The sequence below is a fragment of the Marivita sp. S0852 genome, assembly GCF_046591575.1.
Lineage (GTDB): Bacteria > Pseudomonadota > Alphaproteobacteria > Rhodobacterales > Rhodobacteraceae > Marivita.
Genome location: NZ_JBIQWA010000008.1, coordinates 91,829 through 113,027 on the forward strand (window position 1 = coordinate 91,829; position 21,199 = coordinate 113,027).

The window sequence follows — 21,199 nt, forward strand, 5'->3', positions numbered from 1 at the left end:
GGAGATTGCTACATCATAGGTGCAAAACTGATGATGAGGGCTCTCCAAGGGAAACTTTGGGGGGCTCTTTTCTTATTGGCCTTCGTCTCTCTCCTCTGCTCGTGTTTCGGTCTCTAGCCCAGGTTAGGAGTCTGGACTGCTCTCATTCCGCCACTGATCAAAGAGCTGACGAAGCATGGCCTCGGCATTGTCTTCGATCCATTGGCCGAATTCCAGGTTGTCTTTTTTCGCGATCTTGAGTGCGACCGATCGGCTGTCGACGACAAGCGTGGCAAGTGGGCTGCCGCTGTCATCGTTGATCACAATGGGCTGGTTTCGGGCCTTGCGCGGCGCATGACCTTTCGCCTTTTCTGTTGCCGCATCAAAGACAGCCTGAAATTTGGCTTGGCTTGGCGTTTCGTCTGGCAGCGCGGCAAGAACCTTCTGGGCAATGTCCAATAGTGACACCTTGTCCGTCAACGCGGCCAGTTCGCCCCATTGGCGTCGGCCAATTCCATGCGCAGGTCCGATAAGACGGATCAGATCATCCGGGATGTGCTCGATCACCACGCGATGGTTCGACACACCTTGTCGTGTCAGACCCAACGCGTCTTGAATCACGGCGGGTTTATACCCAGCCTGTTGCATTTCTCTGATAAACAGCGCCTTTTCTATGAAAGACGGATCAAGACGCAGATTGTTTTCCTGACCTTGCGCAATCAAAGAGGCATCGTCGTCCAGCGTGCGCACAATCGCCTTGACCGTCCCGCCCGCCCTGCGGATGGCGGCTAGCCTGCGGCGTCCATATACCACACGATAGCGATCTGGCTGATCTGACGGACGCACCATAATGGGGACTTGTTGACCGTGCTTGCGGATGCTTTCGGCCAGTTCATCAATACTGTCGTCTTCTAGGATGAGCCTGTCGCGAAGGCCGTCGACATCAATTCTGTCGGGGTCGATATCGCGGATCGAATTTGCGGTGATTTCACGCAACGAATCCCGCAATCCGCCCACGGACCCGGCAACTCTGGTGGTTTTTACCGGGGTGGCGGATGAAACATGAGCTTCGGCGCTTTCTTTTGGTGGTTGGTTGAAAATGTTGCGAGCCATCAGCGCCGTCCCCATGCCATCTGGATCGTTTGCTCCAGCTCATCCGCAACGCTATTCACGCTAGTTAGAGCACGGTCGAGCGTCTTTCGAATAAGCTGGCTTGGGTCGACCTCGTAGATTGTTTGTTGGGTCATACCAGCGTCAGAGATTGCGGTGGATTTCAACATAGGTTCGGTCATGACTTGGCCTGCAAGAATAGACCGAAGATATCCCGCCATCTGCGTCTGCGGGCCGTCGGATGGTTCGTATCGGGTGACGAGGAATTTGACAAAATCCCAGGTAACGCGACGGCCAATGGCTTCTTCGACTGCCTTTACCGTTTCAGACGCCAGTTTGAGGAATTGGCTCATCGAGGCAATATCAAGCATACCAGGCACAACAGTGACCAGAAGGCCGGTCGATGCCGACAACGCCGTTAATGTCAGGAAGCCCAGTTGAGGCGGGCAATCAATCAAGACGATGTCATATTCGTCCTCGACCTCCTCAAGAGCCAAAGCAAGCCGTTCCGCAAAAATCGGCTGGGACCGGCGGGTCAGCGCATTCGCCGTCTCAGTCTCGTACTCGGACAGCATCAACCCGGCCGGGATCATGTCGAGCTTGTGAAAATATGTTTTCTGAATGACCTCCGAGAGGGGCACCTGGTTGTCGTATCGCAAAGCGTCGTAGATCGTGCCGCCATCTGCAAACTCAAGTTCAGGGCGAAAGCCGAAAAAGGTGGTCAGGCTGGCCTGCGGATCAAGGTCCAGAACCAGCACCCGATAGCCCCGTAATGCGTATCTTTGGGCAAGGTGGATGGTCGCCGTGGTTTTGGAAGAACCCCCTTTGAAATTGACGACAGAAATCACCTGGAGCCGATCACCTTCGCGGCGCCCCGGGCGATAGGCATCGGCGTTTTTACCGGTCCGGCCAAGGATATCGCGCAAGGTGTCTATATCTTCTGCGCTGTAAAACCGATGCCCGCGATTGTCGGTGTGAACATCCGGAAAGCTGCCGTCTTTGTGTCTATTTCGCAGGTTTGAAGTGCTCACACGAAGCAAGCCCGCAACCTCGGTCGATGTGAAGCGTCTTAATGATTTACGATGCTCTGGCTCGAACGCAATTTTCATTTGCCGATCCAGAGAATCGGCAAGGTTATCTGCAAAAGCCCCGATATCGGCCGAACCTACACCTTGTGCAAAGCTCGAATTACGATCATCCATAGTCCGCCGCCTCTTGTGGCCTTTTCAAAGGCTCTTGATCATTCTGACGGCCAAATATGCACCTGACGCGCTTTGCCGTCAGAATGGAAATGCCATGAACGCAGGCATCCGGCAAGAAGATTCTAGATATAGTGCAAAAGTTATCCACAGCACCAATGCGCATTTTGTAGATGCTGGTATAATAGGTATATGAAAATAAACGATAAATAACGATTGATGTCTTTTTCATGCTCTGTGAATTGCGGGATCGATGAAAGCTACTGGCCTTTCAGAGCTTGGGACAACGCTGCATCTTGGCTTTGATTCCCGGGAATCGTGGTGTCATTTGTGCATTGGACAGCCGCAACGCGTTTGATGGGGTCGGATCAACATCCTCTTTGGTGGTGGGCGATTGTCAAAATAGTTTCGAATCGCTATCAATAGTGCATGACCGATGAGCCTCAAACATCTGACCAAATAGCAGAACTGCTTGTCCACCTTGGGCGGGCGGCGCGCAGTGAAGACACCGGGTCATTCCTGACGGCGGCACAATGGACTTGTCTACGCTTCTTTGCACGCGCCAATGGCAGCACCCGAACGCCCTCGGCCTTTGCCAGCTTTCAGGCGACGACGCGTGGAACAGCATCGCAGATCGTCAAATCGCTAGAGCGTCAGGGCCTGGTCAGCAGGTCGCGCTCTGATCGGGATCGGCGCAGCGTGTGTTTTGATGTGACCGAGCATGGACAACAAATGCTGATGCAGGACCCCCTGCGCGATGTGATCGCTGTTATCGACAGCCTTGGTGCCGCAGAAGGCGCGCGTTTGCTGAGGACCCTGTCCCGGCTGACATCAGCCCTGTCTGCGCGACGTGACCTGCCCTGTTTTGGCACTTGCCAAGATTGCAGCCATTTTGGGTCAACCCAGGATTCGGCCTATTGCGCCTGCATGGCCGCAGATCTGGCCGAGACCGATATCTCAAAGCTCTGTGCAAGCTACGCGCCGATGCCTGACTTACATGATAAGGAAACCCGCAATGCCGCATCCTGAAACTGTCAAAGAACCCCGCATGATCGCTATCAGCAGCGGTAAAGGTGGCGTTGGGAAATCCACGGTCACAGCCAATATCGCCGTAGCACTGGCCGATGCCGGCCTGTCTGTCGGTGTGGTTGATGCCGATATTTACGGCCCGTCAATCCCGCGCATGTTAGGCATCGCGGCTGACAAGCCTGCGATGTCACCGGACAAGAAGGTCATTCCCGCCGTTGCGCATGGTGTGAAAGTCATTTCCATGGCCATGCTGACCGATGATGACGCGCCTGCTATTTTGCGCGGGCCAATGGTGACGAAATATTTGCAAATGTTTGTGCGCCAGGTGGAATGGGGCGCGCTGGATGTTCTGCTTCTGGATTTGCCGCCGGGAACCGGAGATATTCAGCTGACGTTGGCGCAGGCCTTTCCGCTGTCGGGTGCCGTTGTGGTCAGCACACCCCAGGATGTCAGCCTTAAAATTGCGCGACGCGGGTTGCGCATGATGGAGCAGGTCAATGTGCCGATCCTAGGTGTGATCGAGAACATGAGTGGATTTACCTGTCCATCTTGCGGAACCGTCACGCATATTTTCCATCAGGGTGGCGGAGAGGCGATCGCGCAGGAGTTGAAGGTAGATTTTCTTGGAAAGGTGCCGTTGGACCCGAATGTCGTTGATTGCGGCGATGAGGGGCAGCCTCTGGTTCGCGCGGCACCTGACAGCCCGGCCGCGAACGCGTACCGCAGCATCGCCGCGTCCCTTGCTGGGACCGATGGCAATGCTCTGGGGCTTGCAACGCCCTTTGCCTGGACGCTTGCCGATGACACAGGCAAGCCCGCATCGTCAGGGCACGGGACCGACGGTCCGTCCGATCGCATCGCGTCGCTGGATCACGATGGCAGTGCCTTGATCCTGCGCTGGATGGACGGCAGCGAACAACGCCTTGCCGATCGCGATCTGCGGCTTGCCTGCCAATGTGCCCAATGTCGCGACGAGATGAGCGGGGCGCGCTTGCTTGATGCAGGCAACGTGCCGCTTGACCTGCGCCTGACACGGGTGTGGAGCGTCGGAAATTACGCGCTTGGCATGGCGTTCAGCGATGGTCACGACACCGGCATTTATACCTTCAAATCCTTGCGTGGATTGGTCGGCGTGGAGGTTGAAGATGTCTGATACAACCACCCGCCGTCGTATCCGGGCGCAGGCATCTGTCAGAGATGCAAACGTCATGGGCTTCACCTTGGACACTGACGTCCAGCCGGGGCGCACGGCCCGGTTCGATGAGGCCGGTGATACGCCTTTGTCGCGCGCGCTTTTTGCCATTCCGTATGTGACGCGTGTTGAAATCAGTGGACCGACGATCTGGGTAAAGAAAAGCGAAAATGGCGACTGGGCCATACTCAAACCCGGTATCGCAGCTGCCATCCGGGCTGTCCTTGATGAAACTGACACACCCCTTGGGCGCGACGCGGATGTGCAGGATGCGGGGCCAGACGATGCCTTGCGACATTCAGTCGAGGGCTTGCTGGACCGTCAGGTCAACCCCGCAGTGGCCGCACATGGCGGGCATATATCGGTGGACCGGGTCAAAGACGGAACGGTGTATCTGCGCATGTCGGGTGGCTGCCAGGGTTGTGCGGCCTCCTCGGCCACGCTGCGCCAAGGCGTTGAGCGGATGCTGCGCGCGGCGCTTCCGCAGATAGAAGAAATTGTCGATGTCACGGACCACGCCGCAGGCAGCGACCCCTTTTACGCCCGAGCGGATGATGTCTCGGGCCGGGCGTCGCCTGTTCTGAACCGACCGATTCCGGAAAGCGTTATCGGATGGGAGGACGGGCAAATCGTGGTCGATCCCGACTACCTTGCGCCACGGTTGAACCTTACGGTCGACAGGCTGCGCGCGGGTCTGCGCAATGGCGATGTTGTTGCAGAAACCGATACCGTGGAAGGCGCGCATGCTGGCAAAACGCGGATTGTCCTGCGCAGTGGCACGCGCGCCTGGGCTGCGGAAATCGCAGAGGATGGCACCGCCCGAGAAGTACCCCCGCCCCGTCAAACGGACATTGATGCGAAACCGGAAACTGACCTGCCGCATCGTGTCCGAACTTACCTAGAGGACTTGGGGTCCGATCATGCACCCATTACCTACGGCACGTTGGCCCGTGGGTTAGGGCTTTGGATGCCAGGTTCTGTTGGCAAGGTCACGCGGGCGTTGGAGACAACGATGCGAGAGGATGCTGCGGCAGGCCGCCCGTTTATCGCCGCGCGTGTCGTCAGTCGCGGGCGGAAAGATTTGCCGGCACAGGGTTTTTTCGACCTTGCGCGCACGCTGTCACGCGGACCTGATCCGAACGAGACAGAGACGGAGTACCACGCCAGAGAGCTGCGATTGCTGCGCGAAAATGAGGACGCGTCGCCCGTAAAACAGCGGGCTTGACCGAAGTATGGGTCAGTCTGCCGATCTGGACTGCAATAAAACCTTCTGGGTGCCGTTATGACGATGGGTCTGATGGGCTGATTGTTGTGTCGGCACCTTCGGAGAAAGCCTGATCCTCTTTCTCCAAACTGCCGCGTTGAGAGAGCCAGCTTGCGATCACGCCACACATGAGTGCCCATGCGGCCCCCAAGATCCAACCTGCCAACACATCAGTCGGCCAATGGACACCCAAATAGACCCGGCTCACGCCGACGGCGATGACCAGAAAGGCTGCCAGTGACATGACATAGGCTTTCACCGACCTGCGTTCAAAGGTCCGGGCAAGCAAGACGCCAAGCGTCAGATAAACGATGGCCGCCATCAGTGAATGCCCACTTGGAAAGCTTGCGGTGTAAACAGCCGCTTCGTGGGGAACCAAATCGGGCCTTTGCCGATCAAAACCGAGTTTGAGCACTTGGCTGAGCGTGATGCCGCTGGTCACCGCGACCAGCAAGAATCCAGTCAGTTTCCGCTTGCCATGCAGCCACAAAAGCCCGGCGGATGCCAGAATGAGGAAGGTTAAAACCCCCACACCACCAAGAGCGGTGACATCCCGCGCAAGCTCTTCAACCCAGATCGGTCCGAGCGGATCGCTCAGATCAGAGGCGGTGCGGAACGCGAGGATAACCAAGGTATCAAAGCTGCGCGTTTCATTGTCGAGCACCGCATCTGCCAATTGAAAAAACATCCAGATCAAACTGGCCAAAACCAGCAAAGCGATCAGGATACGATTATATTTCAAGCCAGTTTGTGCCATGATCCCCGTTCCGATCATCATAGGTCGATCCTCAAGATATGATGTAATCTTTATATGACCTTTGACACTTTTTTTAGCCTAATCGGACATGACAATGTGAACGCAAACACATTGCCTTACGCACCCGTTTAACCGGAATTGAATGCCCCCCTTGGCCCTCATGGGGGGCTTGCATTGTGCTGATCACCGAGGGCGCTACGTACGGTGCATGGCAAAGAGGCTCTGAGCAGTATGAACGCTTTTGATCAAATCTGCGAAAACCACACAAAAGGAAGGCTTGAGATGCCGATACATCGCCCTCTTCTGGGACTTGTCCTGATTGCTGCAACGGTTATCACGCTCACCAGCATGACGCGTGCGCAGGCGTCTGACCGCGTCATCTCCTTGAGCTTTGATCCAGATGGCGCTCGTGTGTTGATCACCCTGCCCGGTGCTTCGGCGAATGATCTGGCAGATGCGCAATTGCCGGATTGGTTGACGGTCGCCGCGCCGCAGAGCGGCGTTTTGGATGGGGCCAATGCGATTGTCCTGCAGGGCGTTTTGCCCGGGATAGACGACGCAAATCAAAACTACGGTGCGAGCAGCACAGGAGCTTACATGATCCGCGCGTTGGCAGGGTTGCCCGCCTTGGAAAACGCAGCATCGGATCGGATAACGATCCAGACACCGGGACACTACCGTGGTGTGGTGACGGGCACCCTGATTGCCGAAAGCATCGCACCCGATATGTATTCAGCGACTTTTGAGCTTGATGATACATGGTCGGACGCGGACGTGTTTTTTGGTCCTTACGACATTCAGGAACGCATCATTGAACAGCCCGCTGGGGATGTGCGGGTGCGCACCTATTTCAGACCCGAGGATCAGGGGTTTGCCCAGGACTACCTGAACGCGGCCGAGGGCTATATCACCCGCTATTCGCAGAATATTGGGCCGTATCCGAATTCCGGCTTTGCGATTGTGTCAGCGCCGATTCCTGTTGGGTATGCGTTTGACGGGCTGACCTATATCAGCAAGGACATCCTCGGCCATCCGTATATGCTGGGTCGCTCGCTCGCCCATGAAATTTTGCACAATTGGTGGGGGTCCGGCGTTCGAATGGACTACAACAGTGGCAACTGGGCCGAAGGTCTGACCACATATCAGGCAGATTATGCGTTGGCCGCTGATCGCAGCGCAAAGGGCGCAAAAGCCATGCGGCGTGACTGGTTGGCGTCCTTGACGGCCTTGCCCGCGGGCCGGGATTATACGCTTCGAGACTTCAGATCCTCCGGCCATAACGGCGATCAATCCGTTGGCTATGGCAAAAGCGCCATGGTCTTTCACCGGTTGAACGAAAATCTCGGTAGTGACGTCTTTGATGCCGCTTTGCGAAATTTTTGGCGGAGTCACGAGGGAAATGTGGCGGGATGGCAGGATCTGCAATCTGCTTTTGAGACAGAGTCAGGCCAATCGCTGGATGCATTTTTCAGTCAGTTTTTAGACCGTCGCGGATTGCCCCAGGTCACTTTGCAGAACGCCACCGTCATAGACACGGAGGATGGGTTCGCGGTCACGTTGCGTTTGCGACAAGACAGCAAACCTTACGCGCTCTCACTTCCAATCGTGCTGGAAACCGTGTCAGGCCGCGCGCAGCGTACCGTTCTGTTCGACAAGGCAATGGCAGAGTTCAGATTTACCGTGAATGACCAGCCCACCCGCCTGTCTGTAGACCCGGATTTTCATGTCCTGCGGCAGCTGTCCGAGGGCGAGTTGCCGTCAACCCTTCAGGATGTCCTGCGCGCCGATGAGGTGGCGCTGGTTGCCTCGGATGGCGCGGCCGGGGTGTCTCAACAGTTGGTCACGCAAGTCTTTCGCGATCCCGAACGCATCAACATCACCGACACATTGAAGACCGTGTCTGACACATCCGTGATCATCGTGGTTGGAACAGCAGAGCAGATACAGGCCCGACGCAAAGCGCATTTTGACACCAACATCCCAGACATGGCCACATCGGGCCACAGCCGCGTCTGGGTTGAGGCGGATCGTACCTCTCGACTGTGGCTCTTTATATCTGCGCATGATGTCCAGTCGCTGCCCGAAACGCTTTCCGCGCTGCGGTATTATGGGACACAAAGCTATCTTGTCTTTGACCGCACCGCACGGCCCAAAACGGGCCGTTGGCCGGTCAAAGACAGTCCCTTGGTGGTAAACTTCGAACAGGACTGATCATGGCACCGTTTTGTGATAATTCCCGCTGATCAAAGCAATGCAAGAGACAGCCAGGGTACAAAACTGACCAGCCCCAACATCACCAGCATCAAGGCAATAAACGGCAACACCGAAACGGTGACCAGGCTGAATTTTTCCTTGAAGGCGGTTGATGCAACCAAAAGGTTCAACCCCATCGGCGGAGTCAAAAGCCCGATTTCCAAATTCAACACCATGATGATCCCAAGGTGTACCGGATCAATGCCAAACGTAGCCGCGACAGGCATCAGAAGTGGCCCGAAAATCAGCAGCGCCGAGATCGTATCCATGAACATGCCAACGACAAGCAACAGCAGGTTCATCATGAGAATAAACAGGATTACATTGCTTATATTGGCCTGAAGCCATGCGCCCAATGCGTTCGGTACGCCTTCGGTTGCAAGGAAGACGTTTACGCTCATGGCGATGGCGATAATCGGGATGATCGAGCCGAGCAATGCCACGGTATCTTGCACAATCACATAAAGATCCCGCGCGCCTACCTCGCGGTGGATGAACATTTCGACCAATAGTGCATAGACCAAAGCGACAGCGGCGGATTCTGTTGGTGTGAAAAAACCGGAATAGATGCCGCCCAACAGCAAAATCGGCATGAACAATGCCGGCCCGCCCCGCAAAACGGCCTTACGCAGGGATTTTCGGGTCTGGGCCGTTGGTTTTGGCACGTCGCGGTTCACATATAGCGAATACGTGACCATGATCGCGGTCAGCAGCAACCCTGGTATCAAACCGGCCAGAAACAGATCGACAATCGAGGTTTCCGTGGCAATGCCATAAATGATCAACGGAATGGACGGCGGAATGATGATCCCAAGCGTCCCGCCAGAGGTTAACGCACCCAGCGCGAATTTCTTTGGATAATTTTCCTTAAGCAATGCTGGATAGAGAACAGCGCCCACCGCCAGCAATGTAACCGGAGACGATCCCGAGATTGCGGAAAAGACGGCACAGCTTAGGATGGCTGCGGCACCCAAACCACCACGCAGGCTCTGTGTGAATGCAATCGCGACATCGATCAAGCGACTTGCAATTGATCCGCGCGTCATCACTGCTCCGACCAGGATGAACATCGGTATCGACAGAAGGGCTTCTTTATCGATGGCGATCCACGCATCTTCGACCATGTAAAGCAGATCACCGTCGCCCCATGTCAGATGAAGATAGGCGACCGTGACCGCAAGGATGATCACAATGTTCTGACGCAGCGCCAGCAACGCAACCACGATCAGCAAGAGAAGAATTGAGGCAGTCATCAGATGCGGTCCTCGTGCTTGGGTTGCAAATCGGGATCGACCGCAAAAAAGAGGTAGCGCAGGCCAGCAGAGGCAAAGCCGTATGGCAGGGCAAGTTGTGCTATCCAGATCTCAAGCTTGAGAGGCGGTGTTGTGAACCCCATCGCCTTGTTTTCCAACACAAGCATCGCGCCGAAATAGGCACCGGCAAACATGACGGCGGCACCGACAATATGGCCCAGCCGTAGGATCACCGGATCAAATCGGGACGGAAACACCCCATCCAGAACGGATGGGCGTATATGCCGGTTCAGCGCGACAGCAACAGCTATGCCAATCAGGGCAGACCCATTGGCCAACAGGACTGCCATGCGTTGACCCCCCCATATCGGGGAGGCGAACAATTCTCGCGATATGACGTCGGCAAACAAGATTGCAGCCGCGATCGCATAGAACGCCCCTGCAACCAGCGTTTCGACCGTCAACAAGGCCGACAGGAACCGCTTCATGACGGGATCAGCTGGTTGTGCAGGCGTCGCGGGCGGCCAGAACCGCATCATAGACCCGCTGCGACTCGCCACCGGTCGCCGCAATCAAGTCTTGGGTCTTTTCCTCGGTCCACAACGCGGCCCATTCCGCACGCTGTGCGTCGTCAAGATCGGTGACTGTGCCACCCGATTCAACGTGCTTGGCGCTGAAGAAATCGATTGCGCTTCGGACTGCTGTGCGCAAGGCCTGTGCCGGTTCCATCGCTTCATTGAACTGCGCCTGCTCTTCTTCGGACATCGCGTCCCAGACCCGTTTCGACATGAGCATCACGGATGGCTGATAGATGTGGCGCGTGTTGGTCAGATGCGGAGATATCTCTCCGATACCACCAGCGACATAGGAAATCGTCGGAAGCTCTCCGCCTTCGATCAGGCCGGTCTGAACACCGGTCGCGACATCAGAAAAAGGCAACGGCACGCCAGAGACCCCCGCGGCACGCCAATACATATCATGGTTATCCGATGGCCCGACCCGCATTTTGAGCCCCTCGACATCGGCCGGTCCATTGACGGGTTCGTTGGTAAACAGGTTCTGCCAGCCAAGTTCCTGCCACTGGACAAGACGCAGCCCGCGTTCCTGGAACAACGTATCAAAGGTGTCGACAAGGTGATCGTCAAGCGCACAATCCGCCTGTTCAAAGCTGTCCCAGAAAAATGGCGTCACCAACATGGAGATTTCGGGAACAACCGTGGCCACTGCCGTGACTGAAAAGATGCCCGCATCCAGACGCCCCCGGGCCGTCTGTTTGATCGTGTCGGTTTCCGCACCCAATTGGCCTGCTGGAAAAACCTCCAGCGTCGTGGCGCCGCCAGAGATTTCTGCAAGATTGGCCGCGGTCTTTTCAAGATGGACCACCCATGGGGTTCCGTTTGGGGCGGCAGTGGACACCTTCAAGGTGTCTGCCTGCGCTACGCCTGTGGCAATCAAGGACACAATCGCGGCTGCAAAGAATGGTGTTTTTGTCATAGTAGTTTCCTCCAATCGTCACCCTCCTCCAGGGCTTTGGTGGATCAATACTTGAATTAGAATTCTAATTCTAGTAATTTATGAAAAGGGAGTGTCGGATCGTGAATGAGAAAGCTGTCGTCGACCGTAAGCAACAGAAACGCGGCGAAAAAACTGTCCGAAAGGTTCTGGATGCCGCGCGGGTTTTGATGGCTGAGGGCGGCTTTGACGCGGTCCAACTGGCGCAAATCTCGGCAGAATCATCTGTGTCGACCGGTAGTCTTTATCACCACTTCGGATCGAAAGAAGGTATCATCACACGGATGATAGACGAGTTCACGGATCAGGCGATGACTGATCTTGAAAAGTTGGATCTTGTCGGGCTTTCGTTTGACGAACGGCTCTGGCGGCTGCTTTGCCTCACATGCGACCAGTTTCGCGACAATCCCGAATTTTACCGCTCCATGTCAGAACGCGTCAGGTCACAACCGGCAATCTGGGCCCCGCTTCGTGAATTGCGCAGGGCGTTTGAATACCGCTTGCTGACCGAACTGGCCGACGATCTGAAGCAGCGCGGCATCCTCGATCCGCAGATTGCCATTCATCGCATGATGCAGGCCGTTCTGGGCGTGTTGACCCATTCCGTCGTTTTTGGATCTGGCCCAGTCAAAATAAATAAGCCGTGCCTGAATAACGAGATTTTCGCAATTGGCCGCGCCATACTCTTTTTGCCCGCCCCCGAGGAGAACACCTGAAATGGACGATATCGTATCCTGGTCCGCGACAGAGACGGCGCGAAAGATTCAATGCAAAGACGTGTCGATCACAGAGGTCACGCAAGCGCACATAGCACGGATCGAGGCGCAGAATCCCGCGCTCAACGTTATCACCACTCCGGTTGTCGAAGCGCTCGACACTGCAAAGGCTCTTGACTCGGCTGGGCTGCCAGACACTCCGGGACCGCTTTATGGCGTGCCTGTAACCACAAAGATCAACGTCGATCAGGCCGGGTATCCGAACTCCAACGGGGTTCCTGCGTTCAAAAACAATGCCGGGCCTGACGATTCGCCGGTTGTCTCCAATCTGAAAGCCGGAGGTGCGGTGATCATTGGCCGGACCAACACCCCCGAATTTTCCATGCGCTGGAGCACAACCAACCCATTGCATGGTGCTTCTCTTAACCCGTGGGACAACACAGTGACGCCTGGCGGGTCCAGCGGAGCCGCCGCTGCGGCGGTCGCGGTTGGTATTGGCGCAATCGCGCATGGAAACGATCTGGGTGGATCCTTGCGCTATCCTGCATATTGCTGCGGAGTCGCCACCATTCGCCCGTCCTTTGGGCGTGTCCCTGCGGTGAACCCAAACCAGCCTGTCGAACGCCCTCCGCTGACGCAAACCATGTCGGTGCAAGGCCCCATCGCCCGGTCAATTGCAGATATACGCGCGGCGCTTCAGGTCATGTCGATGCAGGACAGTCGTGATCCCTTACAGGTTCAGGCGGCCAATAGCGGCCGGATGCGGGACAAAAGCGTCACAATCGGATACGCCATCAATCCATTCGACGCGCCAATTGATCCTGCGGTCGAGACCGCCATGGGGGTCGCCTTGGATGGGCTTCGCGCTGCTGGCTGTGTGTTGCGGGATGTCACACCGCCCTTTGCCGATGAAACAGCGCAGCTTTGGGGGCGTATGCTGATGACAGAAGTCAATTATACGATGCGTCCCGCCATTGAGGCGCACGGTTCACCCGAAATGAACCGCCTGTTGCAACAGTATTTTGACAGGTATCCGTTTCTGGATATTGTCGGCCTGTTTGACGCCATGTCCCGCAAAATCCAGCTTCAGCGCGCGTGGTCAGTGATGTTCGACGATATCGACCTGTTCCTGCTGCCGACATCCCTTTTGCGGCCGTTCGAGAACGATCTGGATTTCAAATCACCCGAACGGGTTCCGGACATCCTTGATGCACAATTGCCCTTGCATGCGATCAACTTGTTGGGCCTGCCATCTGTTGCACTGCCCACACATCTGGAAGACGGCATTCCGCTTGGCGTTCAGCTTGTCGGTCCGATGCATGATGATTGGTTCGTGCTTGATGTCACAGAACAGCTTGAACGCGAAATCGGGACGATTTGGCACCACCTGCCGGTCTGGACATAGGTTCAAAGAGATGATGAGGCAACAAAAGAGGGGCAGAACGGATACAGATGCTTGTATTGACGGCTTGTCACAGATTGTGGGGCGCTTTTTCGGTGATGGATTGCTCAAAGCGCCCTACCCTGCCCCGCTCCGCTAATCGCTTAACAGACGCGTCAACATATGGCGTATGTGATCCTGTCCACCATAGAAAATCGCCAATATCTGAACCGTCTTTCGGGCCTCGTTCGATATAAACCAGAAGACAGCTTTATTGCGTCGGACAAATCGCAAATCATTCAGTATGTCTGGTCGCAAGGTGCCCTGATGAGGAGCCTTTGCCAAATCCATCGCGGACGTTTGAATGGCAAGAATTCGCTGTTCCGCGCGGTCAAACGCGATGTCGAAATCTTCGCCCAGGTCTTGATACGAGCTTAGAAGATGGTCGAAAATCAACTCAAAATCACGCTCTACGGCGGCGGCAAATTCAACCGTCCACACGTGTGCTGCGCCGTTTTGCGGTGATCATCGCAGTGACGCGTGTTTCCATCTCGGTCCCGGACACAAAATCGCTCTGCGCCCGTTCGGTCAGTACGGCCTTCAAAGCTGCGAGTTCGGCCTCTTCAGCTTCGGTTCTCTGCCGCAGCAGATCGAGCCCATTCTGTACCACGGCACTGACGCTTGAAAACCGGCCTTGAGCCACCAACCGTCGGGCAAAGGCATCTTGCTGTGCAGACAAAGAAATTGATGACTTTACGCTCATGGTGTGTCTCCTATTTCAAAAAGTAGCACTGAGTAGCATTCCTTTCAAGTATGGTGCCTCGTGCTGTCTTTGAATGGGCGGCAGATTACCAAAGCCGACCGTGCCGCGGGAAAATTGTCCGCGGACAATATTTCTGACAATCAGGAAACGGTCCTAAATTCCCGGTTGCGGACTCGATTGTTGTGAACTGGGAAAAAGACGCCGGAAGGTTCGGAAAGTTTGAAGAACAGTTTGCGTTTTCTTAAGCAAACCTTGCGAAATTTCTTGGGGTCGTTGGCCACGTTCTTCTCTCAGCGTACTGTTCGGCCGACATCACTCAGGCTTTTGTTTCGATTGCCACGTCTCATAGAGACGCGTAAGCTCAGCTTCTGCATTGTCCCGCATCCACTGTGCAAATTCCGGAACCTCAGACTTCGATAGCTTAAATGTCAAAGCGCGGGCTGTTTCTTTGATCTCCGCCAACGGCGTGCCATCGTTGAGCTTGATGGAAAGGGTAGGGGATTCGGCCGATTTGTTAGGGGCTTTAGACTTCAGCGCTTGCGCCAGGGCATCACTGACCATGCTAAAGCGGTCATCGGAGCTTTTGACCTCATCAAACCGAAGCGTTGTAATGATCTCTGCAATATCGACATCATCGCTGCGCGACTGATCCGCGAGTTCTTCCCAACGTCTGCGCCCAATGCCATGCGCGGGACCGATTTGCGCGATGACAGGCGTTGGAAGGGAACGAGCGACTTTGGTCATGCGGGATAGCATTGGTTTGTCGATTGCGAGGGCATCAAGAATAATGGCCTGTTCATAGCCATTTTTGGCAAGTTCAGCAGCGAAGAGCGCTTTTTCAATGAAGCTGGGATCTAGGCGCTGCGTGTTTTCTTGTCCCTGGGCAAGAATAGCCTGCTTATCAGAAAGAGATCTGACAAGTGCTTTCGCGGGAATGCCAAGCGATCGTAAGGCCCGCAACCTGCGGCGACCATAGACGATCTTGTAGTGTCCGGGTTTGTCCGCGATAGGACGTACCATGATAGGCACTTGTTGGCCGTGGGCCTTAATGCTCTCAGTTAGGGTCACGACGTCAGCATCGGTGAAAGAAAGACGGTCCTTGGGGCTATTCTCCTCAATGACATCAACAGCGATTTCTCTCACTGCATTGCTTGCGACATCCTTTAGAGTGGATTTCATGCCACTCATTGCGCCCGTATTTGGGAACCGTGCCTTTTGCTCATCGGCCGGTGCCGCGGAGCTTGACACATTGGGTGGGGGAGGGGGCTTGAACAGGTTTCTACGCGCCATTAGTCAGTTTCCCTTCCCCAGCTTTGTTGGATTGTTTTCTCAAACTCATCAGCGACGCCGTTCACAGACTCTAATACGCGGGCGAGTGTCTTCTTTACAACTTGCGAGGGTTCCAGCTCGTAAATGGTTTGCTGTGTCATCCCCGCGTCTGAGATCGCTGTGGATTTGAGCATCGGCGTGGTCAAAACTTGATCGAGGAGAATAGACCGCAAGAAACCCGCCATTTGTGACTGGGGTACGTCTGTCGGCTCATATCGAGCGATCAAGAACTTAAGGAAATTCCAGTCTATAGGCCCTGCAGCGTCTTCCAGAGTTTGGACAGTTTCCCCAGCCATCTCAAGGAATTGTGCCATTGAGGCGACATCCAGCATGCTGGGAACAACTGTGATCAAGAGGCCCGTCGACGCCAACAAAGCTGTCATTGTTGTAAAGCCAAGTTGCGGGGGGCAATCGATGATAACCAGGTCGTAGTTCGCTTCGATCTCGTCCAACGCAATCGCAAGACGTTGTGTAAATGGCGGGTCGATCTTGTGTTGAAGCGCATAGGCCGTTTCGGTCTCGTACTCTGACAATAAAAGGCCTGCCGGAACCAGATCGAGATTGTGAAAATAGGTCTTCCGGACAACCTGGCTTAACGGCACCGGGTCTTCGTACCTTAATGCGTCATAGACGGTGCCGCTTTCAGCGAACTCGATTTCAGGGCGGTATCCGAACATTGTGGTCAGACTGGCTTGCGGGTCCATATCGATTGCAAGAACCCGATAGCCTCGCAAGGCGTAGCGTTGCGCCAAGTGGATCGCACTGGTTGTTTTGCTGGACCCGCCTTTGAAGTTGACGATGGAAATAACCTGAAGGGCGTCGTTCTCGCGACGTCCAGGAAGGTAGGTTTCACCATTTCGCCCGGTTTTCGCCATCACATGGCGGATTTGGTCAATCTCTTGCGCTGTGTAGAGCCTGCGACCTCTGGAATCCGTCTCTACATCAGGGAAATCACCGTCTTGATGTCGGGTTCGAAGGTTCGACATACTGATGCCGGTCAGCTCTGAAACTTCCGCTGGGTGAAACTTACGCAGCGCCTTTCGGCTGTCGGGCTGGAAGCTGTTGCGCATATGGCTGTTAAGCGCGTCCGAGAGGCGAGCCGCATTCGACGCTATAGACGATGCGATAGAGCTTATTTCTGCGTTTGATGTCATGCTGCTCTCACGACCTCTTGGCGGGTCATCTGTGTTTCGTCGCTAAAAGGCGCGATTTGCGTCAGATTGCGACAATTGAATTCATGACACGCAACTTATACACAGGCAACAAGTTTCTCCCGTCCGGTCGCGAAAGGTTTTATGTTCGGACGTGGCCGATAAACTTAAAGGCGTTCCGAATTGGTTAAGGTCATCCTAACCAGTCGCCGCAACGTCGATCGCGGTGGCTCAAAACTGCTGCGTGTCTTTGCCGTAGTCATTCAAGGGCGCGACCTCTCGATCTGAAGTCAATTTCCCGGTGTTTTTCGACATGCCACTGAGCACATTTTATGTCTGGCAAGGCAAACGTCTTGGACATAGTCGCGAACGATAAGATGCGGCGCTTATCATACCATATTTTGGCCAAAAGCGCCGTGACGGAATAGTGCTGCGGCATAAGACACGTCGATGACAGCCGTGAAACGCCACCCCCAGTGTCCTCATGCGCCCGCCGCGGAAAAGGACCAGACGGTCAAAGCTCTCAACGACCAAAGCGCCAACACCCTTGCAACCGCATGGAAAACCTAGGTCAAAATGCCAGCCTTACGGAAGGCGGCAATGCAGCCGAACGGACCGGGCGTAACAAGACAGTCACAGGATGTGGGGGTATGGTGCAGGAAAGGGAGCCTTGATCGGCGGCGGCAGCGGAACAGGCGATTTGCAACGCAAATTTGCCGAGAGGGAATGAAAATCAGCCCGTGCGTCTCTAACCTACCAGATTTGCCAAACACATAGAACGCCTTCTATTATCTCGGGTATTCCACCGGACCGGAAACTCTTTTCAAAGGACGTCCCTTGCCGCGACGCTACGAAGAAATCTATCCGTCTCTGCCCTTGCTCAACAGCGACGCACATAGTCATGTGTCTGCAGCAGCCTTGATGTCGGTCCGATATTTTCAGGCTGATCCTGATACGATGCCAGAGGACGTATTTCAGGAACACCATGTGCTCTTGAACCTGCGCGATGAGCCGCACCGCGTCCAGAACCGGCGCAATAACGAACTGCGCGATTTCACAATCCGCAAATATGATTGCATCATCACCCCTGCGGGTGTGCGGTCCGGCTGGCGGTGGTTTGGCAAGTCAGACGTAATCATTGTCACGCTCGATCCGGCCAAGGTTGAACGCTTTGCGCAATCCGAACTTGGGCTGTTGCTGGACCCTGAGCAATTCCAGAACGAGCCGCTCTTTTCAGATGCGGATCTGTGTGCCGCAGGCGTCATGCTGCGCGATGCGTTGGAGAGTGACGACATGACTTCTGGCGTCATGTTCGAGGCGATGAGCCGCGTTCTGCTAGTCAAGCTCTTGCAGAAATACGGCAAACGCCGCCCCGAAGAGGTGGCGCTGAGTGCGCGCTTCACCACTGCCCATTACAATCGCGTGCTGGCCTTCATCCGTGCCAATCTGGACCGCACCATCACTCTGGACGATCTGGCCAGCGAGGCCAGTATGAGCCCGTCGCATTTCAGCCGCGTCTTCAAGGACACGCTGGGGTCCTCGCCCATGCAATACGTGATGGCCTACCGCATTGAGCAGGCGATGAAGATGATGAGCGATCCGGCATTGGCGCTTGGAGATATCGCACTGGATTGTGGTTTTGCTGATCAGGCGCATTTCTCGCGCAGCTTCAAACAGCTCATAGGGCAAACGCCGCGCGCCTATCGGGCCGCCCAGACAGGCTAAGCACATTGCGTCAAAAAACCAGATTTTTCAAAAACCGCGCAAGACGCTTCAATTCATACGTCGCTGTTCGCCGTATCTCTTGTGTTATCGGGCAGACGCCCAACGACACAACCTAAACGGAGATACGACGATGAAAACTCTTTTGAAAACCGCCGCCTTTGCAACCTTGGTGAGCGCAAGCAGCATTGCGACCGCACAAACACCTGAGGACAACATTCAGGTCGTGCAGGATTTTTTTGCTGCTTACGGCGCGGGCGATCTGGAGGGCATTGCGGCTGTCATGGATGAAAACGTGCAATGGCATATTCCGGGCCGTCACCCGCTGAGTGGCACCAAGAACGGGCGCGATGAGGTCATCGCCTTCTTCAACCAGCTTGGTGTCGCGGGTTTTCAGGCCGATCCGATCTACTTCGGCGCTGATGAGAACTATGTGATCGACATCCACCGGGGGTGGTCCAACGCAGATGGCTTGCCCAACGTCGATACAACTTGGGCGCTTGTCTACCGGATCGAAAATGGCCGGATCGTCGAGGCCACGAACTTGTCCGCCGATCAGGATGCCGCGAACACTTTTTTTTGGGCGCAATACCAGCTGGGTCCGATCCCGGAGCGTTTGGCCGACTGACCCCGCACGCCCGCAAGTCCAGAGCCGCATCCAGATACTGGGTGCGGTTTTTGCTTTGGCGTGGCTTACGATCAGCACCGTCTTCCGAGCGTCGAAGAGCAAAGATCTTCAAATAGTCAGATCTTTCAAAAACCGGGTAAGCCGCTTCAATTCACGCGCCGCTGCACGCCGTATCTCTTGTGTCATCGGGCAGACGCCCACGACATCAACACTGGAGAGACGCACATGAAAACTTTTTCCCTGACGACAGCTGCATTTTTGATGGCATCCACCGCTGCAATCGCGCAGGTCGAAACCCGCACCGTCACCTTTGAGAACGAGGGTGCCACGCTGTCGGGCACGCTTTACCTGCCCGAGGGGCATGACGGTGCGGCGCTGCCCACCATCGTTGTGACTGGCGCATGGACCTCTGTGGAAGAGCAGATGCCAGCCACCTACGCCGAAGCCATGGTCGCGCGCGGCTATGCGGCGTTCACGTTTGATTTCCGAGGGTGGGGTAAGTCTGGCGATCTGCCGCAAAACGTCCGCTTTGTGGAAAGCCCCGAGGCCAAAACCTCTGACATCCGCGCCGCCTTTGATTTTGTCGCGACCCTACCAGAAGTGGACCCAACACAGATTAATGGCCTCGGCATCTGCGCTTCGGCGGGCTACATGGTCGACGCCACGGCTGGCAATGACAGGGTGAACCGCATTGGTCTGGTGGCGCCGTGGTTGCAGAACGAAGCATTGGTGAACGCGGTCTATGGCGGCGAAGAGGGCGTGCAGGGCCTGATCGATATGGGCCGCGCAGCCGAGGCTGCCGGTGGTCAGATCATCCCCGCCGCAGGCCCGGTGGGTGCCGAAGGCGTGCTGATGCCCTTGGGCGGCTATTACTACGAGGAAGATCGCGGCGCGATCCCTGCCTATGACAACCAGTGGAACAACGCCAGCTGGGAAGGCTGGCTGACCTACCACCCCGCGGACAATGGCGCGCGCCTGACACAGCCCCTTGCCATCGTCCACTCCGAGGCCGCAGCCATCCCCCAAGGCGTGCGCGATTTCCTGAGCGGTTATGCCGGTGAGGCAACGGTGGAATGGCTGGAGGGCGTTGGTCAGTTCGACTTCTACGACGGCGAGGAAAACGTGACCCGCGCCGCTGACACGATGGCTGCACATTTTGCCGCAATCCCCGGCACCGAGGGCTAAGGCGCTGAACGGCGATCCGCGCTTGCATCTTTCCGGCGGGCGCGGATCGAACTTGCGTTTACAAATCTGGTCCGTGCGGCAGGCAGATTGGCGACGGCGAGAGGCGAAGCACATTGTCGAGAACTTTACACATACTTTGCAAACAATCGGAATGCGCGCACCAGCTACGGCCGCCGACACCGCAGCGGAGTTTCGGTTTCATCATCTCGGGCGCAAGACAGTGTATCTCAGGGTCTCTTTGCTCGGCGACGTCCCCGAGACGCGGGCGCGGTTGATTGTCACTGCTCCCGCATGAAGGAATGGTCAGGTCAGCCTTTCCTTTGAATCTGCCCAATTGGGGTGAAGCTGTCGCATCACGCCGTATAATCAGGATGATGTTGACGGCTCAGGAACAGATCGGAGCAATGGTCGATCAGCGGCGCAGTTGTGTGGCCCCGGACGCGCTGGACGACAAGCTGGAAGGGCTGCGGGCCGGTGTGGACGACTATATGACCAAACCGTTCGCCTTCGAGGAATTGCTGGCCCGGCTCGATGTGCTGCGCCTTCACGCCGCTGGCAACCGTCCGGCCAGTGACGAAATCGTGGTCGGTGATATCTGTATCGACCTGTCGCTGAAAACTGCGCAGCGGTCAGGTCTGGAGCTGAACCTGACCGCAACCGAATTCGCGCTGCTTCGCCGCTTTGCCGCCAATGCCGGTCGCGTCATTAGCAAGACCGATCTGTTGCGAACCGTCCGGGGGTCCGGCTATTTGCTGGCTTCTGATCTTTAGCTTTGC

The 21,199-nt window shown here is 55.8% G+C and carries 20 protein-coding genes; 10 read left to right on the plus strand and 10 right to left on the minus strand.

Going from position 1 to position 21,199, the window contains the following annotated elements; translation table 11 throughout:
* Window positions 1-123: 123 nt before the first annotated feature.
* Both repB (ACG74X_RS16230) and repA (ACG74X_RS16235) read right to left on the minus strand, forming a co-directional pair.
* A complete protein-coding gene (repB, locus tag ACG74X_RS16230) occupies window positions 124-1,092 on the minus strand; it encodes a plasmid partitioning protein RepB (protein WP_411236195.1) in 969 nt (322 codons plus the stop codon).
* Window positions 1,092-2,291 (minus strand): plasmid partitioning protein RepA, encoded by a 1,200-nt coding sequence (repA, locus tag ACG74X_RS16235; protein WP_411236196.1) that lies wholly within the window; start codon window positions 2,289-2,291, stop codon window positions 1,092-1,094. Before repA (ACG74X_RS16235) ends, repB (ACG74X_RS16230) begins: the two co-directional genes overlap by 1 nt.
* Before the next feature lie 426 nt (window positions 2,292-2,717).
* On the opposite strand from repA (ACG74X_RS16235), the gene ACG74X_RS16240 reads away from it, so the two are divergent.
* Genes ACG74X_RS16240 through ACG74X_RS16250 form a run of 3 tightly spaced genes read left to right on the plus strand, consistent with a single transcriptional unit; the run spans window position 2,718 to window position 5,734 of the window.
* On the plus strand, window positions 2,718-3,317 hold the full coding sequence (locus ACG74X_RS16240; protein ID WP_411236198.1) for a MarR family winged helix-turn-helix transcriptional regulator: 600 nt from the start codon (window positions 2,718-2,720) through the stop codon (window positions 3,315-3,317).
* Entirely contained in the window at window positions 3,304-4,470 is a 1,167-nt protein-coding gene (locus ACG74X_RS16245; protein WP_411236200.1) for a P-loop NTPase, read from the plus strand. Before ACG74X_RS16240 ends, ACG74X_RS16245 begins: the two co-directional genes overlap by 14 nt.
* Window positions 4,463-5,734 carry a DUF6522 family protein gene (locus ACG74X_RS16250; protein ID WP_411236201.1) on the plus strand — a complete coding sequence of 424 codons (1,272 nt, stop codon included), beginning with the start codon at window positions 4,463-4,465 and terminating at the stop codon, window positions 5,732-5,734. Before ACG74X_RS16245 ends, ACG74X_RS16250 begins: the two co-directional genes overlap by 8 nt.
* Before the next feature lie 55 nt (window positions 5,735-5,789).
* On the opposite strand, the gene ACG74X_RS16255 is transcribed toward ACG74X_RS16250, so the two are convergent.
* The gene (locus ACG74X_RS16255) at window positions 5,790-6,530 is read right to left on the minus strand and encodes a phosphatase PAP2 family protein (protein WP_411236202.1); all 741 of its coding nucleotides are present in this window, start codon (window positions 6,528-6,530) and stop codon (window positions 5,790-5,792) included.
* A 282-nt stretch (window positions 6,531-6,812) separates the two neighbouring features.
* Between ACG74X_RS16255 and ACG74X_RS16260 the strand changes: the two genes are divergently transcribed.
* Window positions 6,813-8,741, plus strand: a complete 1,929-nt coding sequence (locus ACG74X_RS16260) for a M1 family metallopeptidase (protein ID WP_411236204.1) — start codon at window positions 6,813-6,815, stop codon at window positions 8,739-8,741.
* Between the two features lie 32 nt (window positions 8,742-8,773).
* On the opposite strand, the gene ACG74X_RS16265 is transcribed toward ACG74X_RS16260, so the two are convergent.
* From ACG74X_RS16265 to dctP, 3 genes are read right to left on the minus strand one after another with little or no spacing between them, the layout of a single operon-like run.
* Entirely contained in the window at window positions 8,774-10,036 is a 1,263-nt protein-coding gene (locus ACG74X_RS16265; protein WP_411236206.1) for a TRAP transporter large permease, read from the minus strand.
* Window positions 10,036-10,524 carry a TRAP transporter small permease gene (locus ACG74X_RS16270; protein ID WP_411236207.1) on the minus strand — a complete coding sequence of 163 codons (489 nt, stop codon included), beginning with the start codon at window positions 10,522-10,524 and terminating at the stop codon, window positions 10,036-10,038. Before ACG74X_RS16270 ends, ACG74X_RS16265 begins: the two co-directional genes overlap by 1 nt.
* Window positions 10,525-10,531: 7 nt before the next feature.
* The gene (dctP, locus tag ACG74X_RS16275) at window positions 10,532-11,530 is read right to left on the minus strand and encodes a TRAP transporter substrate-binding protein DctP (RefSeq protein ID WP_411236209.1); all 999 of its coding nucleotides are present in this window, start codon (window positions 11,528-11,530) and stop codon (window positions 10,532-10,534) included.
* Between the two features lie 101 nt (window positions 11,531-11,631).
* Here dctP and ACG74X_RS16280 point away from each other — a divergent pair, with 101 nt between their 5' ends.
* Both ACG74X_RS16280 and ACG74X_RS16285 read left to right on the plus strand, forming a co-directional pair.
* Window positions 11,632-12,264, plus strand: coding sequence for a TetR/AcrR family transcriptional regulator (locus ACG74X_RS16280; RefSeq protein WP_411236211.1), 633 nt, complete (start codon window positions 11,632-11,634; stop codon window positions 12,262-12,264).
* Window position 12,265: 1 nt separating this feature from the next.
* Window positions 12,266-13,669, plus strand: coding sequence for an amidase (locus ACG74X_RS16285; RefSeq protein WP_411236212.1), 1,404 nt, complete (start codon window positions 12,266-12,268; stop codon window positions 13,667-13,669).
* 132 nt (window positions 13,670-13,801) lie between these two features.
* Here ACG74X_RS16285 and ACG74X_RS16290 read toward each other — a convergent pair whose 3' ends face one another.
* The 4 genes from ACG74X_RS16290 to repA (ACG74X_RS16305) form a co-directional block, all read right to left on the minus strand.
* Window positions 13,802-14,146, minus strand: coding sequence for a type II toxin-antitoxin system RelE/ParE family toxin (locus ACG74X_RS16290; protein ID WP_411236214.1), 345 nt, complete (start codon window positions 14,144-14,146; stop codon window positions 13,802-13,804).
* A complete protein-coding gene (locus tag ACG74X_RS16295; RefSeq protein ID WP_411236216.1) occupies window positions 14,133-14,408 on the minus strand; it encodes a type II toxin-antitoxin system ParD family antitoxin in 276 nt (91 codons plus the stop codon). The genes ACG74X_RS16290 and ACG74X_RS16295 overlap by 14 nt, the downstream gene beginning before the upstream one ends.
* Before the next feature lie 312 nt (window positions 14,409-14,720).
* Window positions 14,721-15,698 carry a plasmid partitioning protein RepB gene (repB, locus tag ACG74X_RS16300; RefSeq protein WP_411236218.1) on the minus strand — a complete coding sequence of 326 codons (978 nt, stop codon included), beginning with the start codon at window positions 15,696-15,698 and terminating at the stop codon, window positions 14,721-14,723.
* Window positions 15,698-16,891, minus strand: coding sequence for a plasmid partitioning protein RepA (gene repA / locus ACG74X_RS16305; protein ID WP_411236219.1), 1,194 nt, complete (start codon window positions 16,889-16,891; stop codon window positions 15,698-15,700). Before repA (ACG74X_RS16305) ends, repB (ACG74X_RS16300) begins: the two co-directional genes overlap by 1 nt.
* A gap of 834 nt (window positions 16,892-17,725) precedes the next feature.
* Here repA (ACG74X_RS16305) and ACG74X_RS16310 point away from each other — a divergent pair.
* The 4 genes from ACG74X_RS16310 to ACG74X_RS16325 all read left to right on the plus strand — a co-directional run bounded on the left by ACG74X_RS16310 (window position 17,726) and on the right by ACG74X_RS16325 (window position 21,193).
* Window positions 17,726-18,613 (plus strand): helix-turn-helix transcriptional regulator, encoded by an 888-nt coding sequence (locus ACG74X_RS16310; protein ID WP_411236221.1) that lies wholly within the window; start codon window positions 17,726-17,728, stop codon window positions 18,611-18,613.
* A gap of 130 nt (window positions 18,614-18,743) precedes the next feature.
* Window positions 18,744-19,238 (plus strand): nuclear transport factor 2 family protein, encoded by a 495-nt coding sequence (locus ACG74X_RS16315; protein WP_411236223.1) that lies wholly within the window; start codon window positions 18,744-18,746, stop codon window positions 19,236-19,238.
* Window positions 19,239-19,463: 225 nt separating this feature from the next.
* On the plus strand, window positions 19,464-20,423 hold the full coding sequence (locus ACG74X_RS16320) for an alpha/beta hydrolase (protein ID WP_411236224.1): 960 nt from the start codon (window positions 19,464-19,466) through the stop codon (window positions 20,421-20,423).
* A 371-nt stretch (window positions 20,424-20,794) separates the two neighbouring features.
* Window positions 20,795-21,193, plus strand: a complete 399-nt coding sequence (locus ACG74X_RS16325; RefSeq protein WP_411236226.1) for a response regulator transcription factor — start codon at window positions 20,795-20,797, stop codon at window positions 21,191-21,193.
* Window positions 21,194-21,199 lie beyond the last annotated feature (6 nt).